The following is a 16,670-nucleotide window of genomic DNA, read 5'->3' as shown; positions in this document are numbered from 1 at the left end:
GTCATGGCAGTGCTGAGAGCGAAACGGCCATATGTCCAGTTCAACTTCCTGGTTGATCTGGGCGACGGCAATCCGGAGAGCCCGGAGGCGGGCTTCCAGGAAATTAGCGGCATCGGAATGGAGGTGACCGTCTCCGAATACCGTGCGGGCAACAGCATGGAACCTTCGGTGATGAAGATCACCGGCATGAACAAGTCGACCGACGTCACCTTGAAACGCGGCGTGATCGGCTCGCTCAACCTGTACAAATGGCTCGATCAGATCCGCAATGGCGACCAGGACGCGCTACGCACCGTCACCATCACGCTCAAGAGTGAAGACCATAGCCAGGACGTCCAGGTCTGGAAGCTGCTCCGTGCGCGCATCATCAAGCACACCAGCGGCCCGCTGAACGCCAAGGGCACCGACGTGGCGATGGAGGAACTGGTCCTCGCCTATGAGCGGCTGGAGATGGAATAACCCATGTTCGCCGGCGACGCCCTTCCCGGCATTCGCGTCGACATCGCCCCGGCGCCCGTTGCCGAGGCGCTGCCGCGCATGGACGTCGCCGTGTTCGCGGGGTTCGCGCAGCGCGGCCCCTGCCATGTGGCGATCGCCATATCCAGCGTCGCCGCCTATGAGGCCGTGTTCGGCGGCGACTGCCCGCTGGCCTATGACGAGGACGGCGGGCGGCGACTGAGCGGCAACCTCGCGCCAGCGGTGCGTGCTTTCTTCTCCAACGGCGGCACACGTTGCTGGGCGATCCGCCTGGCCGAGACGACCGAGCTTGCCGACATCCGCGCCACTGAACTGGGCGCGCCGGATCCAGGGTCGAGCCCCGCCTCCGCAGGTAGCTTCCTGATGCCCGGCCTGCTGTGCCGGCTCCCTGCGATCGACGACAATGCGAGCATGATCCTGCCGGCCAGCCTGAACGCCGCCAGCCTCGGTTCATGGTCGGACGCGATGCAACTCGCGGCGCGTGTCTCTCGCCGGCCGGTGACGATCGCTGGGCAGAGCAAGCTGCGCTACGGGCTGCGCTTCGCCGATCCGGGCGTGCTGACGCCGGGCGATCTGATCGAGCTGACCGGCGGTAGCGGCGTGGTCAGGCGCTACGCCAAGGTGGTGCGCCTGGCGGACGGCGATGTACTGGCGCTGTGGATCGCGTCCTTCGCCCGTATCGTCGAGACCGGGAGCGGCCCGCCGGTGGTCAAGCAGGGCCATGCCATGATCGCGGGCGAGACGGGCAGCTTCGAGGCCAGTCTTACCGAAGGCACGGTCTGCACGCTTGTCTTCACTGACAAGAATGTGCCGCTCGTGCGTGGCCGCTGGGTGCGTTTCCAGCATCAGGGCGAAGCTGATTGGCTGCGCATCGACGCGCTGCGGGTCGATGCCGTGCAGGACAACAAGGCGTTCGGTCCGGCTTGGCAGCAGGTGGCATCGCGCATGCCGGCCGGCCCGCTCGCCGCGTCGAAGGTCACCATCGATATCGCCGAGCACCGCCCGGGTGCGGATCGGGTCCATACCGGGCTTGCACTGACGCCCGAAAGCGCCGGGGCGATCCAGGGGCTTGTCGATGCCGACCTGTATCACCGCGACCGCACCAACCGTACCGCGGCGATCCGCCCCGGATTCGCCGTCACGGGCGAGGAAACCGATCGCATCACGCTCGCTTATGGCCAGGCCGATTTCACCGAGATCGCTGCCCGGTTCGGCACCCAGGCCTTCACCTCGGCGGATCGCCTGGCGCTCCGCTCCGCCTGGCTGCCGGTCGGGCTCGATGCCGACTTTGCCGAATCGTGCGGACCTGTGCCCCGCCCCGAAGATCCGCTGGTGCGCGACGGGCTGTCGCGCTTCGACGAGCGGCTGTTTCTCGACCCGCGTCTTGCCGGCTTGCGCGGTCCGACGCTGGTCGAACGAGTCCAGGCGATCCGCGACCTGGGCGAGCAGCCCGTTTTCGGAGTCCATGCCGCGTTCGACATCGACGGCGACCTGTTCCCCGAACCAAGCCTGCTCGCCGTTCCAGACGCGATTCAGCCGGGCTGGGAAATCGACGGTACGACCGACAATTTCCCACCCCCCAAGCCGGGCGCCCCGGTCCTCGCCAATTGGCGCAACCATTCGGGCGGATGCGCGCCCACTACCATGCCCGAGCTGACAGAGCCGGATTTCAGCGGCTTCCTGGATTGCTCGACCCGTTTGCTTGCTGCGCCCGAACTCGACTCGCTGCAGAATCCGATCGCTACGGACGACTTCACTTTGTCCTGGTCTCCCGGCCCGTCGGGCAGCGTCGCCGTGCTGGAAGAGGCCGCGCAGCCGGATTTCATGGACGCGGTCGAGCTGCTCCGTGAGAAGAACGTCTCTACCTACGCCATCCCCGGACGCGCCCAGGGCGTGCATTATTACCGCCTGCACTTCGAGCTGGACGGAAATGTCTCGGCCTATGCTGCCGTCAAGGCAGTGCTGCGCAAGGCACGCTTTGCCGCGACCCGGACAGAGGTCAAATCACCGCGCCTCGCCGAGCTCCACACGGCGATTCTGCGCATCGCTGCCGCCAATGGCGACTTCTTTGCAATCCTCTCGCTTCCCGCGCATTTTCGCACCGCGGATGCGACGGGCCACGCCCGTGCCCTCGCCACGCTCGCTCCTGGAGCAGGGTCGTCGGGCCAGCTCGGCGCGGACGAAGCGCGGCTTCTCTCGCACGGGGCGGTCTATCATCCCTGGCTCGTCGCCCGGACCGGCAACGGCCTGCTCTCCGCACCGCCCGACGGCGCCGTGGCTGGCCTGATGGCGACGCGCGCGCGTATCCGCGGCGCCTGGATCGCACCCGCCAATGATCCGCTGCTCGACGTGGTCGGGCTCGACCCGTCGCTTCCCGAACCCGATTTGCTGTCGCTCGATCGTGCGCGCGTCAACATGATCCGCCCGTTGCCGGCCGGTTTCATGCTGCATGACGCCGACACGCTCTCGCCCGAGCGTGAATGGCGTCCGATCAACGTCCGCCGGTTGATGATGCTGCTCCGCCGCACCCTGCTTCGCCGCGGCATGACCTATGTGTTCGAACCCAATGGCCCGGTGCTGCGCCGGGCAGTCGAGCGCAGCCTCACCGAAACGCTCGACGACCTTCAGTTGCGGGGCGCCTTTGCCGGCGCGAGCTCGGAGAAATCCTTCCGCGTCGCCGTGCAGCAGAGCGAAGCCGATATCGACGCTGGCCGGCTGATCGTCGAGGTTGGCGTCGCCCCGTCGCAGCCGATCCGCTTCCTCACTCTCCGTCTCGTCCAGCAGGGCGCGCGGCTTTCGATCATCGAGGAGGCGTGATGGTCGACGTTCCGCGCCCCTTCATCGCCTTTAACTTCGCGGTCGAAATTTATCCCGACGGCAAGAGCGATCCGCTCGCCAAGGCGAGCTTCGCCGAGTGCGACGGGCTGGAGATCACGCACGAGTTCAAGACGATCCGCTCAGGCGGCGCCAATGATCACGCGTACCGCGTGCCCGGCATGATCAGCTACGCGAACCTCACCCTGAAGCGTGGCCTCACTGACAATTTCGATCTCTGGAAATGGGTCGCCGACTCGGTCGCCGACCCTTTCCTGCGCGCCAATGCAGAGGTGGTGATGTTCGCCGCGGACGGCAGCACCGAACGCGCGCGCTTCCAGCTCAGCCGCTGCATTCCAGCCAAGATCAAGGCGCCCGCGCTCAACGCCAAGGACGGCACCATCGCGATCGAGGAATTCGCGATGGCTTATGAAAAACTCCAGCTCGCCATGCCGGCCCCGGCGGGAGGTAAAAAATGAGCGAGCAGGTTCTCGTCATGGCGCAGATGATCGAGCTCAAGCAGGACCTCTCGATCGAGAAGCCCGGCGGCAAGAAGGTCTTCGTCCAGTTCAATCCGGAATCGATGAAGGTCACCTTCGCCAATCAGGTCGCCGAGCCCAAGGGCGGCGACCAGAAGGCAGGCACCGCTGGCCGCCAGTTCGTCGGCGCGGGCACGACCAAGCTGGCCCTGACATTGTGGTTCGACGTGACCGCGATGGCCAAGAACCCGGTCGACGATGTCCGGCGCCTCACCACCGAGATCCTCTATTTCATGACGCCGCAGGAAGCGGAGAGCGACAAGAAGAAGCTTGCCCCTCCCGGCACGCGCTTCTCCTGGGGCTCGTTCATCTTCGACGGCATGGTCGAGGCGTTCGAGGAGAGTCTCGAATTCTTCTCCACCGCCGGCAAGCCGCTCCGCGCGAGCGTCACCCTGACGCTCGCGCAGCAGAAGATTCTGGTCACTGACTATTCCAAGACGACCGGCCTGGTGCCGTCGCGCCCCGGTCAGCGGCCTTTCACCCCGGCGCCGCAGCATGCCAGCCTCCAGAACATGGCGGGCGCGGCGGGCAAGGACGACTGGCAGGGCGTCGCTGCCGCCAACAATGTCGAAGATCCCCTGCGCATGTCGCCGGGCGCGCTGATCGATCTCGACGCAAGCGTCGGTGTCGGCGCCAGTGCGAGCTTTGGTGGCGGTGCGAGTTTCGGTGTCGGGGTCGGTTTCGGCGCGAGCGCATCGATGGCGCCGCCGAGCGTCGATGCGGGCGCCGCGATCTCGCTGTCCCCGAAACTGTCGATCAATTGAGGAGCGGGCAATGGCTGTCGTCATCGACGAATTCGAAGCGACCGGGGAACCGGCCAATGACGCCAAGGGCGATGCCGGTCCGCCGCAGGAACCGCGCCCACATGAAACCCGGCGCCGCGTCCGCGCCGTCGCCATCCGTGCCGCCCGTGTGTGGCCGCGTTGATCGATGAGCGCTGAAGTCGCCCGTTTGCCGATGCGCCCGGCGCGGCCCTCGATCTTCATCGAGGGCAAGCGCAATGCGCAGCTCGAGGCCGGCCTGCTCCGCTACGAGCTGAGCGACAGCATAGAAGGCATGGCGCGTGCCGAGATTTCGTTCGGCAACTGGGGCGGCGAGGACAAGCCCGGCTTCCAGTATTTCGATCGCAAGGTCCTGGATTTCGGCAAGAAGCTGAAGGTCGGCATCGGTGATGCCGATGTCCTGTTCGAAGGCCGCATCACTGGCATCGCCGCCGATTTCCCCGAGGGCGAGGCTGCACGCATCACCATCTTCGCCGAGGACCGGCTGCAGGATCTGCGCATGACCCGGCGCACCCGCTGCTTCACGCAATCGTCGCTCGGCGATGTCGTCCGCAAGATCGCGCGGGAGCATGGGCTCGACGCGCAGGTCGATACCCAGGCGCCGGCCGTGCCGCTGCTCGCCCAGCTCAATCAGACCGACCTCGCTTTCCTGTTCGATATCGCGCGGCGTTTCGATGCCGACATCTTCATCCAGGGCACCGCGCTCCATGCGGCGCCGGCGCGCACCCAGGAAGGCGTGAAACTTGCCTGGGCAGGTACGCTGCGCTCCTTCACCGTGCTCGCCGATCTCGCGCACCAGCGCAGCAGTGTGGTGGCGTCCGGCTGGGACGTGAGCGAGAAGAAGGGCGTCAGCCACAAGGGCGCCAAATCGGCGATCGAGTCCGAACTCAACGGCGATATCGCCGGCGGCGACATCCTGGTCAAGGCGCTCGGCGAACGAGTCGATACGCTCGCCCACGGTGTCCCGCGCTCGGCCGATGAAGCGAAGCAGCTGGCCGAGGCAAGCTATCGCCACATGGCCCGCGGTTTCGTCACCGGAGAAGGCGCCTGCGAAACCGACCCGAAGCTGCGCGCTGGGGTGAAGCTCGATCTGACTGGCCTCGGCCCGCTGTTCGACGGCAGCTACCGCGCGATCTCGGTCACCCATCTCTACGACCCGGAGCATGGCGCGCGCACTGAGTTCCGCTGCAATCGTCCGGGGATCAAGCCGCAATGAACGCGCTGACCCTTCTCGAAGGCGATCGCCGCCAGGCTCAGCTCGACGAGCGCATGCCGTTCGGCCTGGGCGGCATCTGGTACGGCGTCGCGCCCGCCACGGTGATCGACATCTCCGATCCCGACGGTACCGGCCGGGTGCAGGTCACCCTGCCGTGGTGTCCCGATTCAGCCGGTGGCCGATACGAGGCATGGGCGCGCATGGCGACGCTCTTCGCCGGCAAGGATCGCGGCAGCTGGTTCATGCCCGATGTCGGCGACGAAGTGCTCGTCGCGTTCGAGCATGGCGACCCTTCGCGTCCCTATGTGCTGGGCGGTCTGTGGAACGGCACCGACTCCCCGCCGGAGAGCGCGAGCAAGCAGAACAACCACAAGGTGATCAAGTCGCGCAACGGCGTCACCGTCACGCTCGACGATACCAATGGCCAGGAGAAGCTGATCCTCGAAACCCCGGGCGGCCAGAAATTCACCTTGAAGGACGGCCCCGGCGCGGTCGATATCGAGGACTCCAACGGCAATTCGATCAAGCTCGAAACGGCGGGCATCACCGTCACCGCGGCGGCCAAGGTCACCGTCAACGCCTTGCAGGTCGCGATCTCGGCCGGCATGGTCCAGGTCGATGCCGGCATGTCCAAATTCTCGGGCGTGGTGCAGGCCGACACGATCATCACCAACAGCATCGTCTCGGCCAGCTACACGCCGGGCGCGGGGAATATCTGGTGACGGTGCTCGCGCATCCGCTCACCTGGGCCGCGCCACGGCCGATGTGGCGCGGCGCCGCCTCGCCCGGCCGCGCGCCGACCATCCTGCGCTTCGCCAATGACGAGTTCATGGAGCAATTGCTCGGCCTGCTCGAAACCGATCCCGGCGCGCTCGCCGATCATGTCGCCCGCCACGAGACCTGGCGCTCGCCCCAGTTCGACCACCGCACCGAGGATCTGGTCGAACGCGTGCCGCTCCCCGCGCCGCTCAAGCTGGCCCGGCTCAAGACCCGCCTCGGCCGCGCGCCGAAACCGGTCGCCGCGGTGCCGGCCAATACCCCGCGCCTGAAACTCTACCAGCCCGCGCATCAGCGTTTCTATGTCGCGACCGCCACGCTCGCCTGCGCGATCCCCGGCCTGCCCGACCGCAAGCTCGCCGGCAGCCACGAGCAGGTCGGCTTCGTGCTGCGCCGCCTGATGCCCGCGACCAAGGACGCCCAGCCCGGCAGCCCGCTCCATGAATATGGTTTCGTGAAGGACGCGACCGGCGCCCGCTGGCAGCGCGTCGCCGAGGGCGATGAAGGCGTGCTCGTGCCAGGTGAAGAACGCCTGCCCGCCTTCCCGCTCGCGCATCAGGACGGCCATGGCCTGAAACGGACGATGTGGGGGGGCCTCATCCCGGTCGGCCGGCGCGAACAATATCTGAGCGCGACCATCACCCGTACCGCACGCCGCCTCGTCGAAGGCCAGGCCGAGGCCCTCACCGGTGCCGCGCCCGTCTCACCGCGCAACTCCAAGCTGGCGCGGACCACCGAATTCAAGATCGACTTCGCCGAACCGTGGAAGGCGCTGATCCAGGCGGCGATGAAGGCCGCGAGCGATATCAACCTCGACAATGGCGACAAGGCGACGCCGGCCAACAAGCAGCTCAGCATCCGCAAGCGCAACTGGGGCTATCAGTCGCAGAGCTGGCTGTTGCTGCTCGATTTGATGGCCTTTCTCGACCGCCATCTCCCCACTGTCGCCCAGGCGGTTCGTCAGTCCTCGGCCGGCACCCTCTCCGGTGACAAGCTCGCGCTCTTCACCTGGCTATCGGGCCAGATGTCGACCGGCGACCGCGACAAGCTCAACAATGGCTTCAAGCCCGACGATGGCGACAATACAGGCCGCCCCGAGCATGTCCGCAGCCTCGCCGAGGCGCTGCGCCAGGTCGCCAAGCCCGGCGTCGCCGCGCTGCTCGAAGGCGTCGAGACCCAGTATCGCGATCACAAGGACGATCGCGCCAAATGGCCGGCCTTCCACTATCTCCTCGCCGGCATCGCGACCAGCGACGGCGCGGGCAACGGCATTGGCTCGGCGGGCGCCTTTCGCAGCCTGCCGCCGGCCAATCCCGGTGCCGCGCCCGATGCGGAAATCGACGCGCTCACGGTCTCGCTCGACGCCCCGCCCATGCCGGGCCTCTTCGACATCAACCAGGTCGACAAGCTGACGGTCCTCGTCGCCCGCGCGCTCGACACCAGCGACGAGGCGACCGCCCGCGCCCTGCCCTTCGCTCAGCAGCTTGCCCAGACCATGGCGGACAGCATCGGCGATACCGGCCAGTTCCGCCTCCGCTTCGTCCATCTCAACGCCGATTGCGGCCCGGTCCATCCGCCCACGCTGTCGCAGCCGAGCGTGCCCTTCGAGCTGGCCAGCTTCTTCGATCCAGACGCGCCCGCACGCCCGGTGCGGATCAGCCTGCCGATGGACACCAGCCCCGCCGGCCTGCGCAAGCATGCGCGCGGCACGGCCTTCGTCCTGTCCGACATGCTCTGCGGCCAGGTTCAGCGCGCCAAGGGTATGGGCTTCATCGATCTCGTCCTCCAGGTCCTGCCCTGGCCGCTCCACAAGGAGATCGACACCGGCGACGGCGGCGGCTGCAAGAACGGCAATCAGATCGATATCGGCATGATCTGCTCGCTCTCGATCCCGATCGTCACGCTTTGCGCGCTGATCCTGCTGATCATCATCGTCAGCCTGCTCGACTTCATCTTCCGCTGGATGCCGTTCCTCGCCTTCTGTTTTCCGGTACCCAGGTTCAAGGGGAAGGGGAGCGGCGGATGAGCAGTCCCTTCGGCAAAGGCTTGGCCTTCCCACCGCGCGTCGACGCCTCCGGCCGGATGCTCTGGTCGCAAGGCGAGCGCAACATCCAGGAATCGATCGCGGTCATCCTCCGCACCGACCTGAACGAGCGCGTCCAGCTGCCCGGTTTCGGCACCAGCCTGAACGCCTTCCTGTTCGAGCCGAACAATGCCGCCACGCATGCCCGCATCGCCCACGCCATCGATGCCGCGCTGAAGAAATGGGAGCCGCGCATTACGGTTGAGGCCGTCGATGTCGCCGCCGATGCGAAGGCGACCGAAACCGCGATCGCCACCATCACCTATCGCCTCGTCGCAACCGGCGCTGCCCAGCGCGTCGCGATCGATGTCCCGCTGGCCACGAGCTGAGGAGGATCGGATGCCGCTCCCCGTCCCCCCCATCGACAACCGGCGCTACCAGGCCCTGGTCGACGAGCTGATCGCGCGCATTCCGTCGCACACGCCGGAATGGACCAACTTCACCCAGTCCGATCCCGGCGTCACGCTGATTCAGCTCTTCGCCCACGTCACCGAGAGCCTGCTCTACCGCACCAACCAGATCCCCGAGCGCAACCGCGCCAAGTTCCTCCAGCTGCTCGGCGTGCCGCTCGCTCCGGCGCGGGAAGCGCGCGGCCTCGCCGCCTTCGTCAATGAACGCGCGCCGGCCGAAACGCTGATGATCCCGCGCGGCAGCGAACTGTTCGCCGGCACCATCCCTTTCCGCACGGCGACGTCGCTCGACGTCCTGCCGGTCGAGGCGCGCTATTATGTGCGCCGCCCGATCACCACGCCGACCCAAGAGCAGCAGGATTATTATGCCCTGCTCTACGCCTCCTACGACAAGCCCGTTCCGCAGACCCTGACGCTCTACGAGACGGTCGAGGTGACGAACGGCGCAGGTGTCGATCTTGCCCAGACGGTCGATCACAGCCTGTGGATCGCGTTGCTCGGCCGCAAGGACGACCAGAAGATCACGCCGGCCGATCCCGGTGGCTGGGACGATCTGCGCGGCACGCTCGCGGGCCGCACGCTCTCGCTCGGCCTCATGCCCGATCAGGGCGCCGAACAGATCGTGGCGCGCCCCGGCACCCCGCCGCCCGCCGCCGACGGCCTGCTCCGCTTCGAGGTGCCGAGCCCCGGCCCCGTGGCGCTCGACGCCACCGGCCGCCCTTCTCCCACCTATGTGCGCCTCACCGCGCGCGCCGATTTCGATCCGCTGACTCAGCCCGGCATCGTCGAACTTGCCCTGCCCGGCACCGGCGCGGGCATTGACTATTGGGACAATCTCGATCCGCTCGAGGCAGGCGTGGGCGATCTGCCGCCCGCAGTCGACGCACCCGATGTGTCCGGCCGGCTGGTCACCTGGCTGCGCGTCCGCTCGGGCAGCAGCACGGACGTCAAGCTCCGCTGGATCGGGCTCAACGCGGCACAGATCCGCCAGCAATTGCTGATCAGCGCCGAACAGCTCGTCCCCGGCGACGGCGCGCCCGACCAGGCCCGCCAGCTTCGCCAGTCGCCGGTCCTCGCCGGATCGGTGACGGTGACCAGCATCGAGAACAACAATCGCCACGACTGGAAGGAGATCGACGATCTCCGCGCCGCCGGGCCCGAGCTGCCGATCACCGGCGCACCCGACATGGGCGACCCGGTCGAGGTCTTTTCCTGCGACGCCGAAGCGGGCCTGATCCGCTTCGGCGACGGCCTTACCGGCCGCCGGCCGCGGCTCGATGAGGCGCTTTATGCCAGCTATGCCTGCACGGAAGGCGCCGAGGGCAATGTCGCTGCCTTCATGCTCAAGGCTGGGCCGATGCTGCCCGCGGGCGTCAGCGCGACCAATCCGGTTCCGACCTGGGGCGGCGCCGAAGCCGAGAGCGTCGCGGCGGCAGAAAAGCAGATCCCGCGCTTCATCACGCACCGCGATCGGCTGGTCACCGCCGACGATTTCCGCGCCATCGCCTGGCGCACGCCCGGCGTGGCGATCGGCCGGGTCGAGGTCTTGCCCGCCGCCCATCCCGATATCGCACCGCTGACGATCGGCTCCGCTCCCGGCGCGGTGACCCTGATGGCGATCCCGACTCGCGACCCGAACCATCCCGAGGCGCCTCGCGCCGACCGGCCCTTCCTCAATGCCCTGTGCACCTATCTCGATCCGCGCCGGCTGGTCACGACCGAGCTGGTGCTGCGCGGGCCCGATTATGTCGGCATCTGGATCTCGATCGGGATCGACGTCGCGGGCGGCTATGCCGTGGCCGAAGTGGTCGAGTCAGTGAAGGCGCGCATCAAGGCCTATCTCAGCCCGCTCCCTGCACCGGCCACGCCGATGCCCCAGCTGCCGATGCTCTATGGCCCGGATATCGACCCGGCTCTGCGCGGCTGGCCGCTCGCCCGCCCGGTCCATTCCCGCGCGCTGCTCGCCGAAGCGGCACGCGCGGCCGGTGTGGTCGAGGTCGCCGATGTGCTGCTCGCCCAGGGCAGCAAGCCCGGTACTGATTCCATTGATCTGTCCGGCCTCCAGCTGCCCGAGATCCTCGGCATCTCCGTGGTCGCCGGACCGCCGCTCCCGCTCGACGTGCTGCGCGGCGCCACTGCCACGCCGTCGATCGGCGTCAGCCGCCTGCCGGTCCCGATCCTGGCGGAGACCTGCTGATGAACGTCAACGGCTCCCGCTTCCACATGCTGCTCGGCAAGGACGATTGGGGCGCGTGCACCAGCGCCACGCCGGCCGCCGTGTCGTTGAAGGACCAATGGAAAGAGCTCACCGCGAGCCCGCTCTTCCCCGCCTTCGACAAGGCGAGCGGCCAGTTGACCCTGTTGCCGATGGTCCAGCCGATCGCCGACACCCCCGGCGAGCAGCGCTTCACCGCCGCCGACCATCGTGACGCCGCAGCCGACCGCAACGGCAATCTCTATGTCATCGCCGACGATCGCCGCGGCCTGCTGGTGCGCTCGGCGGGAGACGGCCGCGTCACGCCCTTCTGGCCGGCGACGCCGCGCCCCCGCCGCATCACCCGCGCCTTCACCGACGCAACCCCGGATACGCCGGCGGACGAGGTCTTTGCCGGCCTGGCAGTTACCACCGGCGATTTCCTGGTCGTCGGCACGATCGGCGACGCAGGCGGCCTGCTTCGCTTCGATCTGGTCGGCGGCGGCACGCCAGAGCGCATGACGCTCCCATCCGGCATCTTCCCCGCCTCCCTCGCGCCGACCTGCGACCGCGGGTTGTGGCTGCTCGATGCCGCAAGCCCGCGCCTGTTCCGGCTCGATCCCGACCTTCGCCTGGCCTCGCAACCGGTCAAGGATGTTGCCCCAGCGTTCGCGCCCGAAGATGCCGACCCCAAGGCCGATCATTTCCGCGCTGAGCTCGTCACGATCGACGTCAGCGCCGCAACAGCTCCCGTCGCGATCGCCACCTTGAGCGACGGCAGCGTCATCCTGCTCGACGCGCCTGCGGCTGCCCCGGCGTCGCTCCACATCGTCGATCCGGGCAAGACCGCGCTTCGCCTGCTCCGCACGCTGAAATTCAGCGCGAGCTGCTTCACTGCGACCATACTCGACAAGGCGCCCGTCCTGCTCCTCGCCGAAACGGGCGGCAATCAGGCGCGCCGGGTCCGTCTGGTCGAGCAAGCCGGGCAATGGGAAGCCGAAGAGCTGCCCGACACGCTCCCGCTGCGCCGCTTCGGCGGTCGCGCGCTTGTCACGATCAAGGACAAGGCCTGTTACGACAGCGGCGGGACCGATCCGATCTGGGTCCCCGTCGTCGAGGTTGTCCATCGCCGTTTCGCGAAGAGCGTCAGCTTTATCACCACCATCTATGACGGCGCCGTGCCGCAATGTGTGTGGGATCGCATTCGTCTCGACGCCTGCATCCCGCCCGGCGCATCGGTCACCATCGAAGCGCGCGCCGCTGACGAACGCTCGGCGCTTGCCACCCCCGCCACCGCCTGGGTGACTCAGCCCGCTTTGGTCCTCTCGCCAAGCGGCTCCGAATTGCCGGGCAAGCGCGCCATCGCCGCAATCGCCACCGACGCCGCGGCCGGCAGGGGCAGCTGGGATCTGCTGCTCCAGAATATCACCGGCCGTTATGCACAACTCCGCATCACCCTGAGCGGCGACGAACGAGTCACGCCCCGGCTCCGCGCATTGCGCCTCTGGTATCCGCGCTTCTCCTGGGTCCAGCGCTTCCTGCCCGGCGTCTATCGCGAGGAACCCGCCTCGGCATCGTTCCTCGAACGGTTCCTGGCCAATTTCGAGGGCATCGAGACCGGCATCGAGGATCGCATCGCCGGCGCCGAGGCGCTGCTCGACCCGCGCACCATTCCCGCCGAGATGCTCGAATGGCTGTCGAGCTGGTACGAGGTCGCGCTCGATCCCTCCTGGGACGAGCGCCGCCGACGGCTGTTCATCGCCAATGCCGCGCGTTTCTTCGGCTGGCGCGGCACGAACCGCGGCCTGCTCCTCGCGCTGAAGCTCGCGCTCGACACCAAGGTCACCGCGCAGGATTTCGATCTGGAGCGTCCCGCCTGCCCCTCGGCCAAGGCAATCCGCATCGTCGAAACCTATGTCAGCCGAACGCGCGGCCGCGTCTTTCCGCCCGCCGATCCGATCACCACCCCCGGCATCCGCAGCCTCGACGGCGATTGGATCCCGGAGGAAGGTGCCGCCGGTCTCTGGGCACGCTGGCCCGAACAGCCGGCCCCAACCGGCCGCTTCCCGCTCTTCCCGCCTGTCGGCAAGGAAGCCATCTGGACCACGCTGGTCCAGGCACAATTCGGCTTCGTGCCGATGGTCGGCCAAGGCGAGCGCGCGCGCTGGCAGGCATTCCAGGGCGCGATCGGCATCGCCTCGCCGGCACCCGATCTTCCCATCGCATCGAGCGAGCCATGGCTGCGCTATGTCGGGCTGCCCTCTTATGATCGCCGCAGCTGGCAGGACTTCCTCGCCAGCCGTTATCGGACGCTCGACCGGCTCAATGCTGCGCACAATAGCGGCTGGGACGACTTCGCCTCGGTGCCCCTCCCCGATTATTTGCCCGGCACGGCAGCCGCTGCCCGCGACTGGCTTGCCTTCGAAGGGCAGGAGCTGCCGATCAGCCGCGCCGCCCACCGCTTCGCCGTGCTGCTTCCACGCACCAGTGTCGATGCCGATCCGGCGAAGGAAGCGGCCGACCTCGCGCTCGCGCGTCGCATCGTCACCCTGGAAAAGCCGGCGCACACCATTTTCGACGTCCGCTTCTTCTGGGCGATGAACCGCGTCGGCGAAGCCCGGCTCGGGCTCGACAGCGCCATCGGCCAGGGCAGCCGCGCACCAGAGCTGGTGCCGGGCGCCGTGCTCGGCCGCGCCTATGTCGGTGCCTCGTTCGTCGGCGGACCCGATACCCCGCGGCAAGGCAGGGAGCGGATCGCATGCTGAGACAACACACCACCCAACAGGGGGAGCCATTTCATGGGATGCTGTAGCCCATTCACGGCCGTGGCAACGGCCTCAGCGGCGGACCCCGGCCGCCACGTCAACTTCGTGCCCGGCATGGTCCTGGGCGCTGACGATTACCGTCAGGAGTTCGCCTATCATTCGGCGCGCGACAAATGGATCGTCCGCGACTTCCTCGGCTACGGCACGCTGTCGGGCCTCGCCGTCTCGGTCGAGGACGACGGTGCGAACGGCCCCCGCGTCCGCGTCACCGCCGGTGCTGCCGCGGCCCCGAGTGGCCAGCTGATCTGCGTCGGCCGCGAGCAATGCGGCAGCCTGAACTCCTGGCTGGCGCGCGACGAGATCAAGGAGAAAATCCGCCTGATGCTGGCGGATCCCACGGTGGACCATACCAGCCTCAACCTCTTCCTCACCCTATGCTATGTCGACTGCGCCGTCGCCGAGGTGCCGATCCCCGGCGAGCCGTGCCGCAGCGACGAGAACCTGATGGCCCCGTCGCGCATCGCCGACGATTACAGCATCAACTTCGCTTTCGAGGCGCCGCCGATGACCGAAGTCGAAGCGATCCCGGCGCTCGACACGTTCCTCGCGCAGCTCGGCACGGACAACGGCAAGACCAATGACGCCGCCGGGCTGGCCGAGGCACTGCGGATCGCCGAAATCCAGCTCCAGCTCGCGGTCGGCATTTATCCGCCCGACGCGGCTGAGCCGGCCGCCGGCGATATCGCGCCGCTGCTGATCAATCCCGACATGGGCATTCGCTTCCGCACTGCGCTCAAGACCCTGTGGGTGACGAAGATCCGCCCCAGGGTCGCGGCGCAGCGCTGCAACGCGGCGTCAGTGCCGGCCAACGACTGCGTCCTCCTCACCCAACTCTGGTTCCCGATCGTCAAGACCGCCGAAACCTGGTCGGTCGACGGAGACTTCACGGTGGTGGCCATCGACGACAGCAGCCGCCCGGTGTTGCTCTCGGCCGGCGTCGCGCAGTCCACCTTTGGCGGCGTGGTCGTCGCCGATTCCACTGGCCAGGGCTTCGAGGTGCTCACGGCGAAAGGCCCGATCTCCGGCAAGACGCGAACCGCCATCGTCCGTTCCGACGTGCCGATCACGGTCACGGTGCCGGCGGCGTCCAAGAATTTCGGGGCGGAGCTCAGCATCAAGGCTGGCGGCAAGGCGGAGATCACCGTCGGCACACCCAACAAGACAAGCATCGACGGCAAACCCGACCTCAAGCTCGCGGTACGCGGTGCGGTCAGCCTGGTGTCGGACGGCGCTGGCACCTGGCACATCACGGGCCTGGTCAAATGAGCGGCGGCGATTTCCTCGCGCTCGAGCAGCCGGTCAGCGACGGCGGCATCGAAAGCGTCAACTTCTTCAACGGTCGTCTGCTCACCGGCGGCGACATGCAGCGCGAGCAGCGTGCCCGCCGCGGCAGCGAGGCGCGGCTGGGCGAAGCGCTGGGGGACGGCATCGCCTTCGGCCTCGACGTCTCGGCGCTGCCGCCCGACGCGGACGACACGCTTGCGTCGATCAAGGTCCAGCCCGGCCTCGCGATCACCGCCACCGGCCAGTTGCTGCGCCTGACTCAGCCGGAGCGCATTCGCCTGTCGCGCACGGACTCCACCAGCTACGCCACCGGCGGCTGCGCCTTCGACGATTGCGTGCCGCTCGCCGGCGGCACCTATGTCGCGGGCGAGGGGCTGTACCTGCTCACCATCGCGCCCGCGGAAACTGCTGCCGGCCGCGCGCCCTCCAACGGGCTCGGCGCGACGGGGGCTCCGTGCGACGTCGACCGGCGCATCGACGGCGTTCGTTTCCGCCTGCTGGAGGTCCCCTCGGCGCTCTATGCCAGCCTGAATGTCACCGCCCCCGATTTCCGCAACGCACTTGCCTATAAATGCTTCGGCCCCGGCGTGCTGGTGGACTGGGCGACGGCGCTCGTCGCGGGTGGTGCGCGGACTGATCCGCTGCTCGACGCGATGGCGGCGCATGGCTTGTCCCAGCAGGAAGTCGCGCTCGCGCTGATCGGCTTCAAGGGAGCGGCCGAACTGACCCTGCTCGACAATTGGGCAGTCCGGCGGCCCCTGTCGCTGGCGGACTCACCCGGTGCCTTTTTCGGCACCACTGCGCCGCGACGCATCGCGACCGGGCGCGCGATGCTGGCTCAGTTCCAGGCGCATTTTGCCGATCTGCGCGCCGCCAACACGCCCGCGCTCAAGGCCCGGACTCATTTCCCGCATTTGCCGCCGGTCGGGGTCCTGCCGCGCATGAACCCTGACCAGGCCAAGGACTTCCTCGGCGGGATGACGGTGCGTGGGCCGATCCACATCAACAGCGCCACGGTCGAACAACTGATCCGCGAAAGCCTCGCTTTCCCCGCGATCCGCTCGGCCAGCACTGAGGTGGTCTGGCTGTATTCGGTGGCCGAAAATCTGATCGCCGGCGTGAAGGCCGCAGCAGCCTCCGACAAGCCGGACCCGTTCGTCCTCTTCTCTTCTGCGAACATCGCCTTCCGGGGTGACGCTCGCTTCAATCTCCACCGCTGGAATTACGCCAACTACGCGCTCGGCAGCGGCTGACGCTGGAAAGGATCGA

General features: G+C 67.8%; 13 protein-coding genes. All 13 read left to right on the top strand.

Going from position 1 to position 16,670, the window contains the following annotated elements; translation table 11 throughout:
• The first annotated feature begins 3 nt into the window (after positions 1-3).
• From AC1DX5_RS03505 to AC1DX5_RS03445, 13 genes are read left to right on the top strand one after another with little or no spacing between them, the layout of a single operon-like run.
• Positions 4-459, top strand: a complete 456-nt coding sequence (locus AC1DX5_RS03505; protein ID WP_465173311.1) for a phage tail protein — start codon at positions 4-6, stop codon at positions 457-459.
• A gap of 3 nt (positions 460-462) precedes the next feature.
• Positions 463-3,294 carry a phage tail sheath C-terminal domain-containing protein gene (locus AC1DX5_RS03500; RefSeq protein ID WP_478014199.1) on the top strand — a complete coding sequence of 944 codons (2,832 nt, stop codon included), beginning with the start codon at positions 463-465 and terminating at the stop codon, positions 3,292-3,294.
• Positions 3,294-3,770, top strand: a complete 477-nt coding sequence (locus tag AC1DX5_RS03495) for a phage tail protein (RefSeq protein WP_465173309.1) — start codon at positions 3,294-3,296, stop codon at positions 3,768-3,770. Before AC1DX5_RS03500 ends, AC1DX5_RS03495 begins: the two co-directional genes overlap by 1 nt.
• The gene (locus AC1DX5_RS03490; RefSeq protein WP_478014198.1) at positions 3,767-4,594 is read left to right on the top strand and encodes a CIS tube protein; all 828 of its coding nucleotides are present in this window, start codon (positions 3,767-3,769) and stop codon (positions 4,592-4,594) included. Before AC1DX5_RS03495 ends, AC1DX5_RS03490 begins: the two co-directional genes overlap by 4 nt.
• A 10-nt stretch (positions 4,595-4,604) precedes the next feature.
• The gene (locus tag AC1DX5_RS03485) at positions 4,605-4,757 is read left to right on the top strand and encodes a hypothetical protein (RefSeq protein WP_465173307.1); all 153 of its coding nucleotides are present in this window, start codon (positions 4,605-4,607) and stop codon (positions 4,755-4,757) included.
• Between the two features lie 3 nt (positions 4,758-4,760).
• On the top strand, positions 4,761-5,828 hold the full coding sequence (locus AC1DX5_RS03480; protein ID WP_478014197.1) for a phage late control D family protein: 1,068 nt from the start codon (positions 4,761-4,763) through the stop codon (positions 5,826-5,828).
• The gene (locus AC1DX5_RS03475) at positions 5,825-6,550 is read left to right on the top strand and encodes a phage baseplate assembly protein V (RefSeq protein WP_478014196.1); all 726 of its coding nucleotides are present in this window, start codon (positions 5,825-5,827) and stop codon (positions 6,548-6,550) included. The genes AC1DX5_RS03480 and AC1DX5_RS03475 overlap by 4 nt, the downstream gene beginning before the upstream one ends.
• Complete coding sequence (locus tag AC1DX5_RS03470) at positions 6,547-8,631, top strand: hypothetical protein (protein WP_478014194.1); 2,085 nt, start codon at positions 6,547-6,549, stop codon at positions 8,629-8,631. The genes AC1DX5_RS03475 and AC1DX5_RS03470 overlap by 4 nt, the downstream gene beginning before the upstream one ends.
• A complete protein-coding gene (locus AC1DX5_RS03465; RefSeq protein ID WP_478014193.1) occupies positions 8,628-9,017 on the top strand; it encodes a GPW/gp25 family protein in 390 nt (129 codons plus the stop codon). Before AC1DX5_RS03470 ends, AC1DX5_RS03465 begins: the two co-directional genes overlap by 4 nt.
• A 10-nt stretch (positions 9,018-9,027) precedes the next feature.
• Positions 9,028-11,295 (top strand): baseplate J/gp47 family protein, encoded by a 2,268-nt coding sequence (locus AC1DX5_RS03460; protein ID WP_478014191.1) that lies wholly within the window; start codon positions 9,028-9,030, stop codon positions 11,293-11,295.
• Positions 11,295-14,057 (top strand): phage tail protein, encoded by a 2,763-nt coding sequence (locus AC1DX5_RS03455; RefSeq protein ID WP_478014189.1) that lies wholly within the window; start codon positions 11,295-11,297, stop codon positions 14,055-14,057. The genes AC1DX5_RS03460 and AC1DX5_RS03455 overlap by 1 nt, the downstream gene beginning before the upstream one ends.
• A gap of 60 nt (positions 14,058-14,117) precedes the next feature.
• Positions 14,118-15,383, top strand: coding sequence for a hypothetical protein (locus tag AC1DX5_RS03450; protein WP_478014188.1), 1,266 nt, complete (start codon positions 14,118-14,120; stop codon positions 15,381-15,383).
• Positions 15,380-16,654 (top strand): hypothetical protein, encoded by a 1,275-nt coding sequence (locus tag AC1DX5_RS03445; protein WP_478014187.1) that lies wholly within the window; start codon positions 15,380-15,382, stop codon positions 16,652-16,654. The genes AC1DX5_RS03450 and AC1DX5_RS03445 overlap by 4 nt, the downstream gene beginning before the upstream one ends.
• Positions 16,655-16,670: the final 16 nt, after the last annotated feature.

The sequence above is a fragment of the Sphingomonas sp. P2_B6 genome (genome assembly GCF_056404755.1).
The sequence above is the reverse complement of the archived record's forward strand: the minus strand, read 5'-3'. Positions and strand labels throughout refer to the sequence as shown.

Bases quoted from the DNA above. Each gene is read 5' to 3' on its own strand.
- AC1DX5_RS03485 (WP_465173307.1), top strand. From the start codon at position 4,605: ATGGCTGTCGTCATCGACGAATTCGAAGCGACCGGGGAACCGGCCAAT.
- AC1DX5_RS03495 (WP_465173309.1), top strand. From the start codon at position 3,294: ATGGTCGACGTTCCGCGCCCCTTCATCGCCTTTAACTTCGCGGTCGAA.
- AC1DX5_RS03445 (WP_478014187.1), top strand. From the start codon at position 15,380: ATGAGCGGCGGCGATTTCCTCGCGCTCGAGCAGCCGGTCAGCGACGGC.
- AC1DX5_RS03480 (WP_478014197.1), top strand. From the start codon at position 4,761: ATGAGCGCTGAAGTCGCCCGTTTGCCGATGCGCCCGGCGCGGCCCTCG.
- AC1DX5_RS03475 (WP_478014196.1), top strand. From the start codon at position 5,825: ATGAACGCGCTGACCCTTCTCGAAGGCGATCGCCGCCAGGCTCAGCTC.
- AC1DX5_RS03500 (WP_478014199.1), top strand. From the start codon at position 463: ATGTTCGCCGGCGACGCCCTTCCCGGCATTCGCGTCGACATCGCCCCG.
- AC1DX5_RS03465 (WP_478014193.1), top strand. From the start codon at position 8,628: ATGAGCAGTCCCTTCGGCAAAGGCTTGGCCTTCCCACCGCGCGTCGAC.
- AC1DX5_RS03490 (WP_478014198.1), top strand. From the start codon at position 3,767: ATGAGCGAGCAGGTTCTCGTCATGGCGCAGATGATCGAGCTCAAGCAG.
- AC1DX5_RS03460 (WP_478014191.1), top strand. From the start codon at position 9,028: ATGCCGCTCCCCGTCCCCCCCATCGACAACCGGCGCTACCAGGCCCTG.
- AC1DX5_RS03505 (WP_465173311.1), top strand. From the start codon at position 4: ATGGCAGTGCTGAGAGCGAAACGGCCATATGTCCAGTTCAACTTCCTG.
- AC1DX5_RS03455 (WP_478014189.1), top strand. From the start codon at position 11,295: ATGAACGTCAACGGCTCCCGCTTCCACATGCTGCTCGGCAAGGACGAT.